At 59.9% G+C, this 12,514-nt stretch carries 12 protein-coding genes and 1 pseudogene; 7 read left to right on the top strand and 6 right to left on the bottom strand.

The annotated features are described in order from the left end of the window. Nucleotides 1–120: 120 nt before the first annotated feature. On the bottom strand, nt 121–1,560 hold the full coding sequence (gene hydA / locus AC1Q6Y_RS16855; protein WP_057715183.1) for a dihydropyrimidinase: 1,440 nt from the start codon (nt 1,558–1,560) through the stop codon (nt 121–123). A 553-nt stretch (nt 1,561–2,113) separates the two neighbouring features. On the opposite strand from hydA, the gene AC1Q6Y_RS16850 reads away from it, so the two are divergent. From AC1Q6Y_RS16850 to AC1Q6Y_RS16820, 7 genes and pseudogenes are all read left to right on the top strand, one after another. Then, on the top strand, nt 2,114–3,598 hold the full coding sequence (locus AC1Q6Y_RS16850; protein ID WP_057715182.1) for an NCS1 family nucleobase:cation symporter-1: 1,485 nt from the start codon (nt 2,114–2,116) through the stop codon (nt 3,596–3,598). A 148-nt stretch (nt 3,599–3,746) separates the two neighbouring features. Further along, nucleotides 3,747–5,030 (top strand): Zn-dependent hydrolase, encoded by a 1,284-nt coding sequence (locus tag AC1Q6Y_RS16845; protein ID WP_218498239.1) that lies wholly within the window; start codon nt 3,747–3,749, stop codon nt 5,028–5,030. A 94-nt stretch (nt 5,031–5,124) separates the two neighbouring features. After that, on the top strand, nt 5,125–5,559 hold the full coding sequence (locus AC1Q6Y_RS16840; RefSeq protein ID WP_492624821.1) for a carboxymuconolactone decarboxylase family protein: 435 nt from the start codon (nt 5,125–5,127) through the stop codon (nt 5,557–5,559). Between the two features lie 3 nt (nt 5,560–5,562). After that, nucleotides 5,563–6,456, top strand: coding sequence for a sigma-70 family RNA polymerase sigma factor (locus AC1Q6Y_RS16835; protein ID WP_407516708.1), 894 nt, complete (start codon nt 5,563–5,565; stop codon nt 6,454–6,456). A 143-nt stretch (nt 6,457–6,599) separates the two neighbouring features. Next, nucleotides 6,600–7,025: pseudogene (locus AC1Q6Y_RS16830) on the top strand (PAS domain-containing protein); the annotation flags it as partial. Nucleotides 7,026–7,049: 24 nt separating this feature from the next. After that, nucleotides 7,050–7,217: a response regulator transcription factor gene (locus tag AC1Q6Y_RS16825; protein ID WP_371318495.1), complete on the top strand. Its 168-nt coding sequence runs from the start codon at nt 7,050–7,052 to the stop codon at nt 7,215–7,217. A gap of 260 nt (nt 7,218–7,477) precedes the next feature. After that, entirely contained in the window at nt 7,478–7,699 is a 222-nt protein-coding gene (locus AC1Q6Y_RS16820; protein WP_139212678.1) for a hypothetical protein, read from the top strand. Between the two features lie 144 nt (nt 7,700–7,843). On the opposite strand, the gene AC1Q6Y_RS16815 is transcribed toward AC1Q6Y_RS16820, so the two are convergent. The 5 genes from AC1Q6Y_RS16815 to AC1Q6Y_RS16795 form a co-directional block, all read right to left on the bottom strand. Next, nucleotides 7,844–8,611 carry an SDR family oxidoreductase gene (locus AC1Q6Y_RS16815; RefSeq protein WP_007976320.1) on the bottom strand — a complete coding sequence of 256 codons (768 nt, stop codon included), beginning with the start codon at nt 8,609–8,611 and terminating at the stop codon, nt 7,844–7,846. Nucleotides 8,612–8,748: 137 nt separating this feature from the next. Then, nucleotides 8,749–9,816, bottom strand: a complete 1,068-nt coding sequence (locus AC1Q6Y_RS16810) for a phosphotransferase family protein (protein WP_057715177.1) — start codon at nt 9,814–9,816, stop codon at nt 8,749–8,751. Nucleotides 9,817–9,960: 144 nt separating this feature from the next. Further along, complete coding sequence (locus tag AC1Q6Y_RS16805; protein ID WP_492624820.1) at nt 9,961–10,926, bottom strand: 2-hydroxyacid dehydrogenase; 966 nt, start codon at nt 10,924–10,926, stop codon at nt 9,961–9,963. A 182-nt stretch (nt 10,927–11,108) separates the two neighbouring features. Further along, the gene (locus AC1Q6Y_RS16800; protein WP_223502143.1) at nt 11,109–11,696 is read right to left on the bottom strand and encodes a TetR/AcrR family transcriptional regulator; all 588 of its coding nucleotides are present in this window, start codon (nt 11,694–11,696) and stop codon (nt 11,109–11,111) included. A 28-nt stretch (nt 11,697–11,724) separates the two neighbouring features. Then, a complete protein-coding gene (locus AC1Q6Y_RS16795) occupies nt 11,725–12,108 on the bottom strand; it encodes a tautomerase family protein (protein WP_340316213.1) in 384 nt (127 codons plus the stop codon). Nucleotides 12,109–12,514 lie beyond the last annotated feature (406 nt).

Below are 12,514 nucleotides of genomic sequence, written 5' to 3'. Positions count from 1 at the left end.
GCATTGTTTTTTGTGTTGTCTGTGCGGGCCTCATCGCGAGCAAGCTCGCTCCCACAGGTTTTGTGAACACTCGAGATCCCTGTGGGAGCGAGCTTGCTCGCGATAGGCCGAAGGCCGCTTTCAGCGTTTCACGGCAACCGGCTTGTGCAGCTCAGCCCGCTTGCTCAGCAAATCAAACACCGCCGGATACGCCGGTCGTTCGATGTAGCGCCCGGCCCCGCGTTCGGCCCGCAGGTCGCCGTCGGCCCAGACCACGCGGCCCTGGCTGATGGTGTGGCTGGGCACGCCGCGCACGGTCTTGCCTTCGAAGATGTTGAAGTCCACCTGCTGATGGTGGGTCTTGGCGGAAATGGTGCGCGTGCCTTGCGGGTCCCACAGCACCAGGTCGGCATCGGCACCCACACGAATCGCGCCTTTGCGTGGGTAGAGGTTGAAGATCTTCGCCGTGTTGGTGGACGTCAGCGCGACGAATTGCTGCATCGAAAAGCGTCCGCTGTTCACGCCTTCATCCCACAACACCGCCATGCGGTCTTCGATGCCGGCGGTGCCATTGGGGATCTTGCTGAAGTCGTCGCGGCCAGCGGCTTTTTGCTCGGCGCAGAAGCAGCAGTGGTCGGTGGCGGTGGTGTGCAGGTTGCCCGATTGCAGGCCATGCCAGAGCGCTTCCTGATGGCCGCGGGGGCGGAACGGCGGGCTCATCACGTAACCGGCGGCGGTTTGCCAGTCCGGATCGCGGTAGACGCTGTCGTCCAGCAGCAGGTGCCCGGCCAGTACTTCGCCGTAGACCGGCTGGCCCTTGCCCCGGGCGTAGGTGATTTCGTCCAGGGCTTCCTTGGTCGAGACGTGAACCAGGTACAGTGGCGTGCCCAGGGTTTCGGCGATGCGGATCGCCCGGCTCGCGGCCTCGCCCTCAACCTGTGAAGGCCGCGACAGCGGATGCGCTTCCGGTCCGGTGATGCCCTGGGCCATCAGCTTGCGTTGCAGGTGATACACCAGTTCACCGTTTTCCGCGTGAACGGTCGGCACCGCGCCCAGTTCCAGGCAGCGTTCGAAACTCGCCACCAGGGTGTCATCGGCGGCCATGATCGCGTTCTTGTAGGCCATGAAATGCTTGAAGCTGTTGACGCCATGCTGGCTGACCAGTTCGGCCATTTCCTCGCGGACCTGTTCGCTCCACCAGGTGATAGCGACGTGAAAGCCATAGTCCGACGCCGACTTCTCGGCCCAGCCGCGCCACTGATGGAAGGCTTCGAGCAAGGATTGCTGCGGGTTGGGAATCACGAAGTCGATGATCGACGTGGTGCCGCCGGCCAGTCCGGCCGCCGTGCCGCTGTAGAAGTCTTCGCTGGCCACGGTGCCCATGAAGGGCAGTTGCATGTGGGTGTGCGGGTCGATGCCGCCGGGCATCAGGTATTGGCCGCTGCCGTCGAGCACTTCGGCGCCTGCAGGTACATCGAGATTTTCGCCGATGGCCTTGATCACGCCGTCTGCGCAATACACATCGGCGCGATAACTTTCATCATGGGTAACAAGGGTGGCGCCACGGATCAACAGAGACATTCCGAGTTCCTCGCAGGCAATGACCGGTTTATGCCGGTTCTAGATGTTCTATATAAAAACAGCCCGGTCAGATTTATTCCTGTCAGTGCTGTCAGGATTAAACGCTAGCTGCAGTTATCCGAATCGGCAAGAATATTTTTTATAAGCTTATGCAGCTATTAACTAATTGATATTTAAAGATTAATTACAAGAATCACCAAAATGGTGAGGCCGTTCACCATTTTGACGCACTTGACAGGATCGAAAAATAGTCAAGATTTCTTATGTGAAATCAGCTGTTTGAGTATGGTCTATGGTTGATGCGCAGCCATTGAAAAAAAGATCAACGCACCAGATTGAGTCCTGACTGTCAGGACAACTTGTCTGGCATTCGGCCTGAGTGGCATGACATGCAACTGAGGACTGCATCGTTGACTGCATAAAACTGATAAACATCAGTTGCTTACAGAGTGTTTATGGAACTGCCCGATGCGTAATCGGGGCACCCGGCACGTTTATTGATGCCGCCAGCCCCCGATGAGCAAAAAATAATTCAAAGAACAGTGGAGCGGCCATGCAACAGATCAGATCGCAAGTGACCGAGCGCGACGGCTTGTTCGAGCTTGAAGCCGGCAGCGATGTCCTCGACAGTCCCCGTTACAACCACGACATTGCACCGACCAAGGTGCGCGAACGCACCTGGAACAAATGGCACATCACCGCGCTGTGGGTAGGCATGGCGATCTGCGTGCCGACCTACACCCTTGGTGGCGTGCTGACCGCGTACTTCGGCCTGACCGTCGGTGAAGCGCTGCTGGCGATTCTGTTTGCCAACATCATCGTGCTGATTCCCCTGACGCTTAACGCCTTTCCCGGCACCAAGTACGGTATTCCCTTTCCGGTGTTGCTGCGCTCGTCCTTCGGCGTGCTCGGCTCCAACATTCCGTGCCTGATCCGCGCCCTGGTGGCGTGTGGCTGGTTCGGCATCCAGACCATGTTCGGCGGGCTGGCGATTCACCTGTTCCTCGGCTCGGTGTTCGAGGGCTGGAAGTCCCTGGGCGGCACCGGTGAGGTCATCGGCTTCATGGTGTTCTGGGCGCTGAACCTGTGGGTGGTGATTCGCGGTGCCGAGTCGATCAAATGGCTGGAAACGCTCTCGGCACCGCTGCTGGTGCTGGTGGGGGTAGGGTTGTTGGTGTGGGCCATGCCCAACGTGTCGATGACCGAGTTGCTGGCGATCCCGGCCAAGCGCCCCGAAGGCGCGGGCGTGGCCAGTTACTTTGCGGCCGGGCTGACCGCGATGGTCGGGTTCTGGGCCACGCTATCGCTGAACATCCCCGACTTCAGCCGCTACGCGAAAAGCCAGAAAGACCAGATCGTCGGGCAGATCATCGGCTTGCCGCTGACCATGTTCCTGTTTGCCTCCCTGGGCGTGGTGATGACCGCCGCCTCGGTGAAGCTGGTGGGCGTGACGGTGTCCGACCCGGTGACCCTGATCGGTCATATCCAGAGTCCGGTCTGGGTGGCGCTGGCCATGGCGCTGATCATCATCGCCACGCTGTCGACCAACACCGCGGCCAACATCGTGTCGCCCACCAACGATTTCCAGAACATCGCACCCAAGGCGATCAACCGGACCAAGGCGGTAATCCTCACCGGGCTGGTCGGACTGGCGCTGATGGCCCATGAACTGCTGAAAAAGCTCGGCCTGATCGTTTCCGATCTCAGCCTGGAAACGGTCTATTCCAACTGGTTGCTCGGCTATTCCAGCCTGCTGGGGCCGATCGCCGGGATCATGGTGGTGGACTATTTCCTGATCAAGAAGCAGCAACTGGACCTCGCCGGCCTGTACCGCGATGACGTGTATCCGGCGTGGAACTGGAGCGGGTTCATCGCGTTTGGTGTGCCGGTGGTGCTGACGCTGCTGTCCCTGGGCAGCGACGCGTTCAGCTGGTTCTACAGCTATGGCTGGTTCACCGGCTCGGCGCTGGGTGGGATTATTTATTACGGGTTGAGTGTGATGCGGCCCAGCCCATCAATAGCTAAAACTGCGGTGTAAGGGAGGGCCTCATCGCGGGCAAGCCCGCTCCCACAGGTTTTGTGAACACCCGAGAACCCTGTGGGAGCGGGCTTGCCCGCGATGGCGGCCTCAAGTTCACCAACGAATTGCCTGAAGAAACACACAAGAACAGCCTGAGGAGATCATCATGAACGCGGCCGTAGACGTTCTGCAGTCCAGCCATCAGCACATCAACCGCGACCGCCTGTGGCAATCGCTCATGGAACTGGCCAGGCTCGGCGCCACGGTCAAGGGCGGCGTGTGTCGCCTGGCCCTGACCGATCTGGATCGCCAGGCCCGGGACATCTTCGTCAAATGGTGTATCGATGCCGGCTGCACCGTCAGCATCGACGCCGTCGGCAACATCTTCGCCCGTCGCCCCGGGCGCAATCCCGACCTGCCACCAGTGATGACCGGCAGCCACATCGACACCCAGCCCACCGGCGGCAAGTTCGATGGCTGCTTCGGTGTGCTGGCCGGCGTCGAAGTGCTGCGTACCCTCAACGACCTCAACATCGAAACCGAAGCGCCGCTGGAAGTGGTGGTCTGGACCAACGAAGAAGGCTCGCGCTTCGCCCCGTGCATGATGGGTTCCGGCGTGTTCGCGGAAAAATTCACCCTCGAGGAAACCCTGGCCAAGGTCGATGCCGAGGGCGTGACGGTGGGGCAGGCACTGAATGCCATTGGTTACGCCGGGCCGCGCAAAGTCAGCGGCCACAAAGTCGGCGCCTACTTTGAAGCCCACATCGAGCAAGGCCCGATACTGGAAGACGAACGCAAGACCATAGGCGTGGTCATGGGCGCCCTCGGGCAGAAATGGTTTGACCTCAAGCTGCGCGGTGTCGAAGCCCACGCCGGCCCGACCCCGATGCACCTGCGCAAGGACGCCCTGGTCGGCGCCGCGGTGATCGTCGGTGCGCTCAACCGCGCCGCCCTCAGCCATCAACCCCATGCCTGCGGCACCGTCGGCTGCCTGCAAGCCTATCCCGGCTCGCGCAACGTCATCCCCGGCGAAGTGCGCATGACCCTGGACTTCCGGCACCTGGAACCGGCGCGCCTGGACTCGATGATTGCCGAAGTGCGTGAAGTCATCGAAACCACCTGCGACGAACATGGCCTGACCTTCGAACTCACGCCAACGGCCGACTTCCCACCGCTGTACTTCGACAAGGGCTGCGTCGAAGCGGTACGCGGCGCCGCCCAAAGCCTGGGCCTGTCGCATATGGACATTGTCAGCGGCGCGGGCCACGACGCGATTTTCCTCGCCGAACTCGGCCCGGCCGGGATGATCTTCGTGCCCTGCGAAGGCGGCATCAGCCACAACGAAATCGAAAACGCCGCGCCGGATGACCTGGCGGCCGGGTGTGCGGTGCTGTTGCGGGCAATGCTGGCGGCTTCGGCGGCGATTGCGAAGGGAGAGTTGGCTGCTTGAACCGAGTGACGTGCGCTGAATGAATCAGCGCACGTCACAAACCCCAACCCTCAATCGTCATCCTGTTGAATCCCTCAATCAGTGGAGCAACACGATGTCGTCCAACACCCAAGCGGTCAACCTGCTGCAATCGATTCCACAGGTTTTCGAAAGCCTGACCCAGGTCCATGTCGCGCTCGATCATCATGACCTCAACCCCACCCTCAAGCATTTGATCCACTTGCGCGCCTCGCAGATCAACCAATGCGGTTTTTGCGTGAAAATGCACACCCGCGAAGCCCGGGAAGCCAATGAAACCAACGAGCGTCTGGATCGCCTGATCGTCTGGCGTCACGTCAGTGATTTCAGCGCTGCGGAGCGCGCCGCGCTGGCGTGGACCGAAGCCTTGACGATACTGGATGAAAAAACCGATTACGCCAGCCTGCGCGGTGAACTGAGGGCGTATTTCAATGACGAACAGATCGGCGCCTTGACGGCCGAGATCGGCATGATCAACCTGTGGAACCGCTTGCAGGTGTCGAGGCACTGATTGATGAACTGCGCTGAAAACGCCGCCACTGTGTTCGAGCAGCGGCGGCCCTTTTTGCTTGGTCTGGCCTATCGCATTCTCGGTTCGCGCGCCGAAGCCGAAGATGCGGTGCAAGAGTTGTTCATCAAGTGGCTGGAGGCCGACCGGGCCTCCATCGCCACGCCGGCCGCCTGGTTTACCACCGCGTGCACTCGCCATTGCATTGACCTGCTACGGTCGGCGCACAAGTCCCGGGTAGATTACATCGGTACCTGGCTGCCGGAGCCGATCCACACGGCGCATCAGGACTCACCCGAACACATGCATGAACTGGCTTCGTCGCTGTCCACCGCGTTCGTGTTGTTGCTGGAGCGGCTGACACCCAAGGAGCGTGCCGCGTACCTGCTGTACGAAATCTTCGACATGGATTACCCGCAGGTTGCCGATGCGGTCGGGGTGCAGGAAGCCGCTTGCCGCAAACTGGTGTCTCGGGCCAAGGCGAGTCTTGGCAGTGCCCAGGCCCGCTATCAACCGGAACCTGCGCGCCAAAACCAGTTGCTCAGTGCCTTCCACAACGCCATCACCAGTGGTTCCACGGCGAACTTGAGCGTGATGCTGAGCGAAGACGTCGAACTCTGCGCCGACAGCGGCGGCAAGGCTTCGGCGATCCGTGAAACGCTGTTTGGCATCGAAAGCGTGCTGGATTTCATTGGCCAGTCGTTGCACGCCTATTGGCAAACCTGTGAATGGCTGCCCGTTGAAATCAATGGGGCCCGAGGCGCCATCATCAAGGCCGACGGTGTTATCACCGCGTCGATGACGTTTGCTTTCGATGAAACCGGGCGGGTGAATCGGGTTTTCATCATGCGTAATCCGGACAAGTTGGCGGGGCTTGACGCGTCCTTTAACGTGCAATAGTCAAAGGACCACCGGCCCTCCAGGCTTTTCGCTGACCAACTCCAGCGCTTCCGCGAGCAAGCCCGCTCCCGCAAGGTTCGTTGCACTAACCAAAACTCCGGCGGTCGTATTCTTCACAGGGGCACCATACTTGTGGAGTCGAAATGAGCCAGCACGTCCTTTCCACGGAGGCCAATCGTCGCCAGTTGCAGCAAATCATCGCCTGCTTGTCCGACGGGGTGATTCTGCTCGATCCCGACCAGAGAATCCTGTGGGCCAACGAGGCGGCGCTGGCCATGCACGGTGCCTCGCAGATCAGCGACCTGGGCAGCAACGCCAAGGCCTATGTCAAACGCTTCGCCCTGCGTTATCGCAACAATCACCTCGTGCCGGCCGACAGCTATCCGATCAGTCGGGTGGCCCGTGGCGAGACGTTCAGCGATGTGCTGGTGGAGGTGACATCGGCGGGGAACGAAGCGTACACCTGGGTCCATCGCGTGCGCAGCCTGGTATTGGTTGACGGCCGTGGCAAACCGGAGTCGCTGGTCTTGATCATGGACGATGTCACCGACCGGGCCAGCACTGGGCAACTAACCGCCCGTGAGCGCGATGTACTGGGTCTGATCTGCGAAGGCCTGGCCGACAAGGACATCGCCGCGCGCCTGAAACTGGCACCGAACACAGTGCGCAACCATGTGGCGACGGTGTACTCCAAGCTCAATGTGCACAGCCGCAGCGAGGCGATTGTCTGGGCGCGGGAGCGGGGGACTGTTCTCTGGTGAATCCCGGTCGAAGGGGCAGGGTTAACCTACAAACGCACTATCGGTCACCGCATTGATCGAAGAACTGCGTTACGAACTGGACAGCAATTCCTTGCAGCGCCCTGATTCGGTGATGTAAGAACTGTCAGCTTTTACGGGTACTGGTCACGGATTGGGCTATAAATGATTCGCAGATATTTATTTTTTTGACAGGTGCATGGATTTTGCGCGCCGGTTTTGTTGTCACAAAAATGTGTCTATCACTTATCGCGGGTCAACCTATGAAAACTCTTGGGAAACGCGTTATCTCACCCTTGTCGCTGGCATTCTGCGTGGCGATCCTCGGCGGCTGTGCCAGTCCTCCACCCCCTCCAGCGGTCACTCCACCCCCTCCTGAACGCACCTGCCAGGCCATGGATAAAACCGATGTCCTGGGCGATGTACGGGCTGAAGACGGGCAGGTGACCCGAGTCACCACCACGACTCGTTGCGTCACGCAGTAAGCCCGGACGCTGCGATGTGCAACAACCCCGACTGTGGGAGCGAGCTTGCTCGCGATAGCGGCGTATCAGTCGACATCGATGTTGAATCTGATACCGCCATCGCGAGCAAGCTCGCTCCCACAGGGATTTGTACTGTTCAGACAATCAGGACAGGAAGCCGCCATCCACATTCAGCGAAACGCCGGTGGTGTAGCTGGAAGCATCGCTGGCCAGGTACAACACTGCGCCGGCCATTTCGCTTGGGTCAGCCACGCGCTTGAGCGGGATCTGTTGCAACGCGGTGTTCAGGATGGCTTCGTTTTTCACCAGTGCAGAGGCGAACTTGGTGTCGGTCAGACCCGGCAGCAAGGCATTGCAGCGAATCCCGAATTGCGCACATTCCTTGGCAAAGACTTTGGTCATGTTGATCACCGCCGCCTTGGTCACCGAGTAGATGCCCTGGAAGATGCCCGGTGAAACACCGTTGATCGACGCCACGTTGATGATGCTGCCGCCGCCGTTTTCGCGCATCAGCTTGCCGGCTTCGACCGACATGAAGAAGTAGCCGCGGATGTTCACGTCGACGGTTTTCTGGAAGGCGCTGAGGTCGGTGTCCAGCACGTTGCAGAACTGCGGGTTGGTCGCGGCGTTGTTGACCAGGATGTCCAGGCGCCCGAACTGTTCCTTGATGCCGGCGAAGACCTGGCTGATCTGTTCCATCTCGCCGATGTGACAGGCAATGGCGGTGGCCTTGCCGCCGGCGGCGATGATGGCGTCGGCGACGTGCTGGCAGCCTTCAAGCTTGCGGCTCGACACGATCACGTGGGCGCCTTGCTGGGCCAGTAGTTTGGCGATGGCTTCACCGATGCCACGGCTGGCGCCGGAGACGAAAGCGATCTTGCCGTCGAGGTCGAACAACTGAGTCTTGGACATGGGATTCCCTTATGAAAAGTCTTGTTATCGAGTCAAATGCCGTGTTGCGGCTAACGCTGTTCAGTTGAGGCCGGTCAGTGCGCGTTATCGTTCACGATCTTCGCGAGCGGGCTCGCTCCTACAGGGATCGCATACGGTCAGAGGCTGGATTTCGAAATGACCTGCAAGCTCATCTGCTCCAACAGCTTGTTCATGTGAATGAACTGCGCGAAGCGTTTGTCCTGGGTCTGGCCATGGTAGAAGCGGTAGTAGATCTGCTGCACGATGCCAGCCAGGCGGAACAGGCCGTAGGTGTAGTAGAAGTCGAAATTGTCGATGCGTATGCCCGAGCGTTCGGCGTAGTAGTCGACGAACTCGCGGCGGGTGAGCATGCCCGGCGCGTGGCTCGGCTGGCGGCGCATCATCTGCACCGGCGCCGGATCATCGGCTTCGATCCAGTAGGCGAGGGTGTTGCCCAGGTCCATCAGCGGATCGCCCAGGGTGGTCAGTTCCCAGTCGAGCACGCCGATGATCTGCATCGGGTTGTTCGGGTCGAGGATCACGTTGTCGAAGCGGTAGTCGTTGTGCACGATGCTGGAGGTCGGATGGTCGGCCGGCATCTTGTCGTTGAGCCAGGCCTTGACCGCTTCCCATTGTGGCGCATCGGGGGTCAGGGCCTTTTCGTAGCGATCGCTCCAGCCTTTGATTTGTCGCGCTACGTAGCCTTCGGGTTTACCCAGGTCACCCAGGCCGTAGGCGTTGTAGTCGACGCGATGCAGTTCCACGAACTTGTCGATGAAACTCTTGCACAGGGCTTCGGTTTTCGCCGAATCCAGGCCCAGCTCCGGCGGCAGGTCCGAGCGCAGGATGATGCCGTTGACCCGTTCCATGACATAGAACTCGGCACCGATCACCGATTCGTCGGTGCAGTGCACGTAGGCTTTCGGGCAGTACGGAAAACCGTCGCGCAGTTGATTGAGGATGCGAAATTCACGGCCCATGTCATGGGCCGACTTGGCCTTGTGGCCGAAGGGCGGGCGACGCAGGACGAATTCCTGTTCGGGGTATTCCAGCAAGTAAGTGAGGTTTGAAGCGCCGCCCGGAAACTGGCTGATCCGTGGCAAGCCGCTGAGCCCCGGAATATGGGCCTTGAGGTACGGATCGATCAGGCCGGCATCGAGCTCTTCACCGGTGCGGGTACGGGTGGACTGGTCAGTAAGCGCCATGCTTATCCCTTCTGCTTATTCTGGAGGCCTGAAACTATTGGCTAATCTAATGCGCACACTGCTCACCTACAACCGCGAGCGGCTCTTATAGGTGAGCGTGTTGCCGGCCAATCATTGTTTTTGATACAGCTGTTTGAATCGCCATCAATGGGCGAGCTGGCTCTGGGCCGCCGGCAGTTCGATCGGCGTGAGCACCGGTTGGCCGGAGAAAAACGCCACGAGGTTCTTGCCCACCATTTCGACGGTGCCCTGGGTGGCTTCCGGGGACAGCCCGGCGACATGGGGGGTGAGGATCACGTTACTCAGGGTCTTGAGTGCATCCGGCACCTTCGGTTCGGCGTCGAACACGTCGAGTGCGGCGCCGGCGATCCGGCGTTGTTCAAGGGCGCTGATCAGGTCGGTGGTGACGATCACGCTGGCGCGGGCGATGTTGACGATGAACCCGTTGGGACCCAGGGCATCAAGGACCGCTTTGTTGATCAGGTGCCTGGTCCCGAGACCACCCGGGGTCGCGACGATCAAAAAGTCCGAAGCACGGGCCAGTTCAGTGGGGGTGGAGCAGAAGGTGTAGGGCACATCGCTGCGATGCTGGCGATTGTGGTAACTCACCGCCATATCGAAGCCATTCGCCGCGCGTTTGGCGATGGCCATGCCGACGGCGCCGAGGCCGAGGATGCCCAGGCGTTTGCCAGCGAGGGAAGGACGCATGATCTTCGGCCACTCACCGCGCCGAACGGCGGCATCACAGCGGGGTATGTCGCGCACCAGCGACAGCAGCAGCGCCATCGCATGGTCGGCGACGGACGAGGCATTGACCCCGGCGCCATTGGTGACGGTGATGCCCCGGTTCGCTGCGGCCTGCAGGTCGACGTGTTCATAGCCGGCGCCAATCACGCAGATGATCTTGAGGTTGGGCAGGGCGGCGATTTCATCGGCATACAGCCCCAACGGGCCACGGGTGAGGACGGCGTCGATCTGCCCGGCGTGGCGGGCAATGGCTTCGGCGCGCTCGGCGGGCGTCGGGGCCAGGATCAGGTGAAAGCCCTGATGTTCGAGGATAGGCAGGTACTCATTGATGGTTTCAACCAGTACCAGAACGGTTACAGGCATGCTTGGCTCCCTGTGGGCATCGAAAAATCGGCTCGAACGTCACTTGAGATTGCTGATTTCAGGGCTGCTTGGCAACCACCAGCGATCGCAGTCCGTGGCAGCTCCTGCGCCATTGTGGACACTGCGCTGAGTGTAGGAGCTGGTAATGCCTGCGATCTTTTTATTGCGTGGGGGCGGGCGATTTACTTCGACGGCGTGAGGGCGGCCCGGGCAGCTTCGAGAATTTCATCCGATAGCGGGTCGCCTCGGGTGGCCCGGGACAGCATCAGCGCACCGAACATCAGCGAATACTGCACCAGCGCCTGCTGCCGTTTGCCGGCTTCGTCCTCTGCGTCCAGCAGCGAGCCAAGGGAATCGAGCAGGTTGTTCAGGCCTTGCAGATAGGTTTGGCGCAGTCCGCTCTCGGCGGCCTCATGGCACATGTCCCCGGCAAAGGCCACCACCGGGCAGCTGTCGCCCGGCTTGTCCCGGCTTTCGTTGGACAGGTAGGTTTCGACCACGGCACGGCGGGCGGCGTCCTTGCTGTCATGTTCGGCCACCCGTCCTGACCAGCGTTGCGCGGCCTGCTCGAAAGCCCGGCCGCTGGCCTCTTGCGCCAGGGCTTCCCTGGATTCGAAGTGCCCGTAGAAGCCACCGTGGGTCAGGCCCGCGGCGGCCATCACATCGACCACACTGATCCCGTGCAAGCCGCGTTCACGAAACAGCCGGGTGGCGGCATCGACGATAGTCTCGCGGTTGAGGTCGGCTTGTTTGCGGGAAACTCGGGGCATGGGTCATTCTCGGTTTGCAGGTGGACTATCAGAGGGCGTATTGGGCAATCCCGTTGCCGAACGACCAGTTCTCTTTTTTCACTTCCACCAGATTGATGAAAACGTCTTCCAGGCGCACCGCCAGCTCTGCATTAAGGCTTTCGGCGATGGTTTTGTAGAGGTTTTTTTTCTGCTCCAGGGTTCGCCCTTCGTTGAGGGTGATCTGGATGACGACCAGGTTATCGGTGCGGTTGATGCCCAGATACTCGGGATCAAAGATGAAATGCTGCTCGTCGTGTTCGGCCAGGATCTGGAAGTTGTCGTGTTCAGGTACGCCAATGGTCTGGCGCATGGCGGCATAGATCAGTTGCCCGATGCGTCTGGCGTGGGTGGGGTCCCGGTGTTTTTGGATGTCGACGCGAACCAGTGGCATGGGCAGACTCCAGAAGGAATGCAGGTCGGTTAAAAATACATGATGGTAGACCTTTATCAAGCGGTGGATGCTGTCTGGCGATGAAACGTAGCCTCGAAAACACTGCAATTCCTTGTGGGAGCGAGCTTGCTCGCGATAGCGGTGTGTCTGGCAAGTAGATGTTGGATGTGCCGCAGCTATCGCGAGCAAGCATAGGGTTCCTTTATTTGTTGGCACGAGCGCTCCGAATATATGGGCGTGGAGCGCGCAAGTTTTCATTAATTTTGGTTAATTTTTTTTCAAAAAAATTGGTACAGGCCTTTGATGTAGTATTTTTGTTTGGTACGCCGGAGCATTCGACCGTTTCGATGGAATTTTCTGATAAGTTAAGAGCCGACACTAACTTCTCATCGCTATCGCAAGTTTT

The organism is Pseudomonas sp. GW823-FHT06E10, from assembly GCF_058794995.1.
Note: the sequence above shows the minus strand (reverse complement) of the source record. Positions and strands in the feature narration are given on the sequence as shown.

Excerpts from the sequence above, each read along its gene's own strand:
- AC1Q6Y_RS16835 (WP_407516708.1), top strand. The coding sequence starts at position 5,563 with ATGAACTGCGCTGAAAACGCCGCCACTGTGTTCGAGCAGCGGCGGCCC.
- AC1Q6Y_RS16805 (WP_492624820.1), bottom strand. The coding sequence starts at position 10,926 with ATGCCTGTAACCGTTCTGGTACTGGTTGAAACCATCAATGAGTACCTG.
- AC1Q6Y_RS16845 (WP_218498239.1), top strand. The coding sequence starts at position 3,747 with ATGAACGCGGCCGTAGACGTTCTGCAGTCCAGCCATCAGCACATCAAC.
- AC1Q6Y_RS16820 (WP_139212678.1), top strand. The coding sequence starts at position 7,478 with ATGAAAACTCTTGGGAAACGCGTTATCTCACCCTTGTCGCTGGCATTC.
- AC1Q6Y_RS16815 (WP_007976320.1), bottom strand. The coding sequence starts at position 8,611 with ATGTCCAAGACTCAGTTGTTCGACCTCGACGGCAAGATCGCTTTCGTC.
- AC1Q6Y_RS16840 (WP_492624821.1), top strand. The coding sequence starts at position 5,125 with ATGTCGTCCAACACCCAAGCGGTCAACCTGCTGCAATCGATTCCACAG.
- hydA (WP_057715183.1), bottom strand. The coding sequence starts at position 1,560 with ATGTCTCTGTTGATCCGTGGCGCCACCCTTGTTACCCATGATGAAAGT.
- AC1Q6Y_RS16810 (WP_057715177.1), bottom strand. The coding sequence starts at position 9,816 with ATGGCGCTTACTGACCAGTCCACCCGTACCCGCACCGGTGAAGAGCTC.
- AC1Q6Y_RS16795 (WP_340316213.1), bottom strand. The coding sequence starts at position 12,108 with ATGCCACTGGTTCGCGTCGACATCCAAAAACACCGGGACCCCACCCAC.
- AC1Q6Y_RS16800 (WP_223502143.1), bottom strand. The coding sequence starts at position 11,696 with ATGCCCCGAGTTTCCCGCAAACAAGCCGACCTCAACCGCGAGACTATC.
- AC1Q6Y_RS16850 (WP_057715182.1), top strand. The coding sequence starts at position 2,114 with ATGCAACAGATCAGATCGCAAGTGACCGAGCGCGACGGCTTGTTCGAG.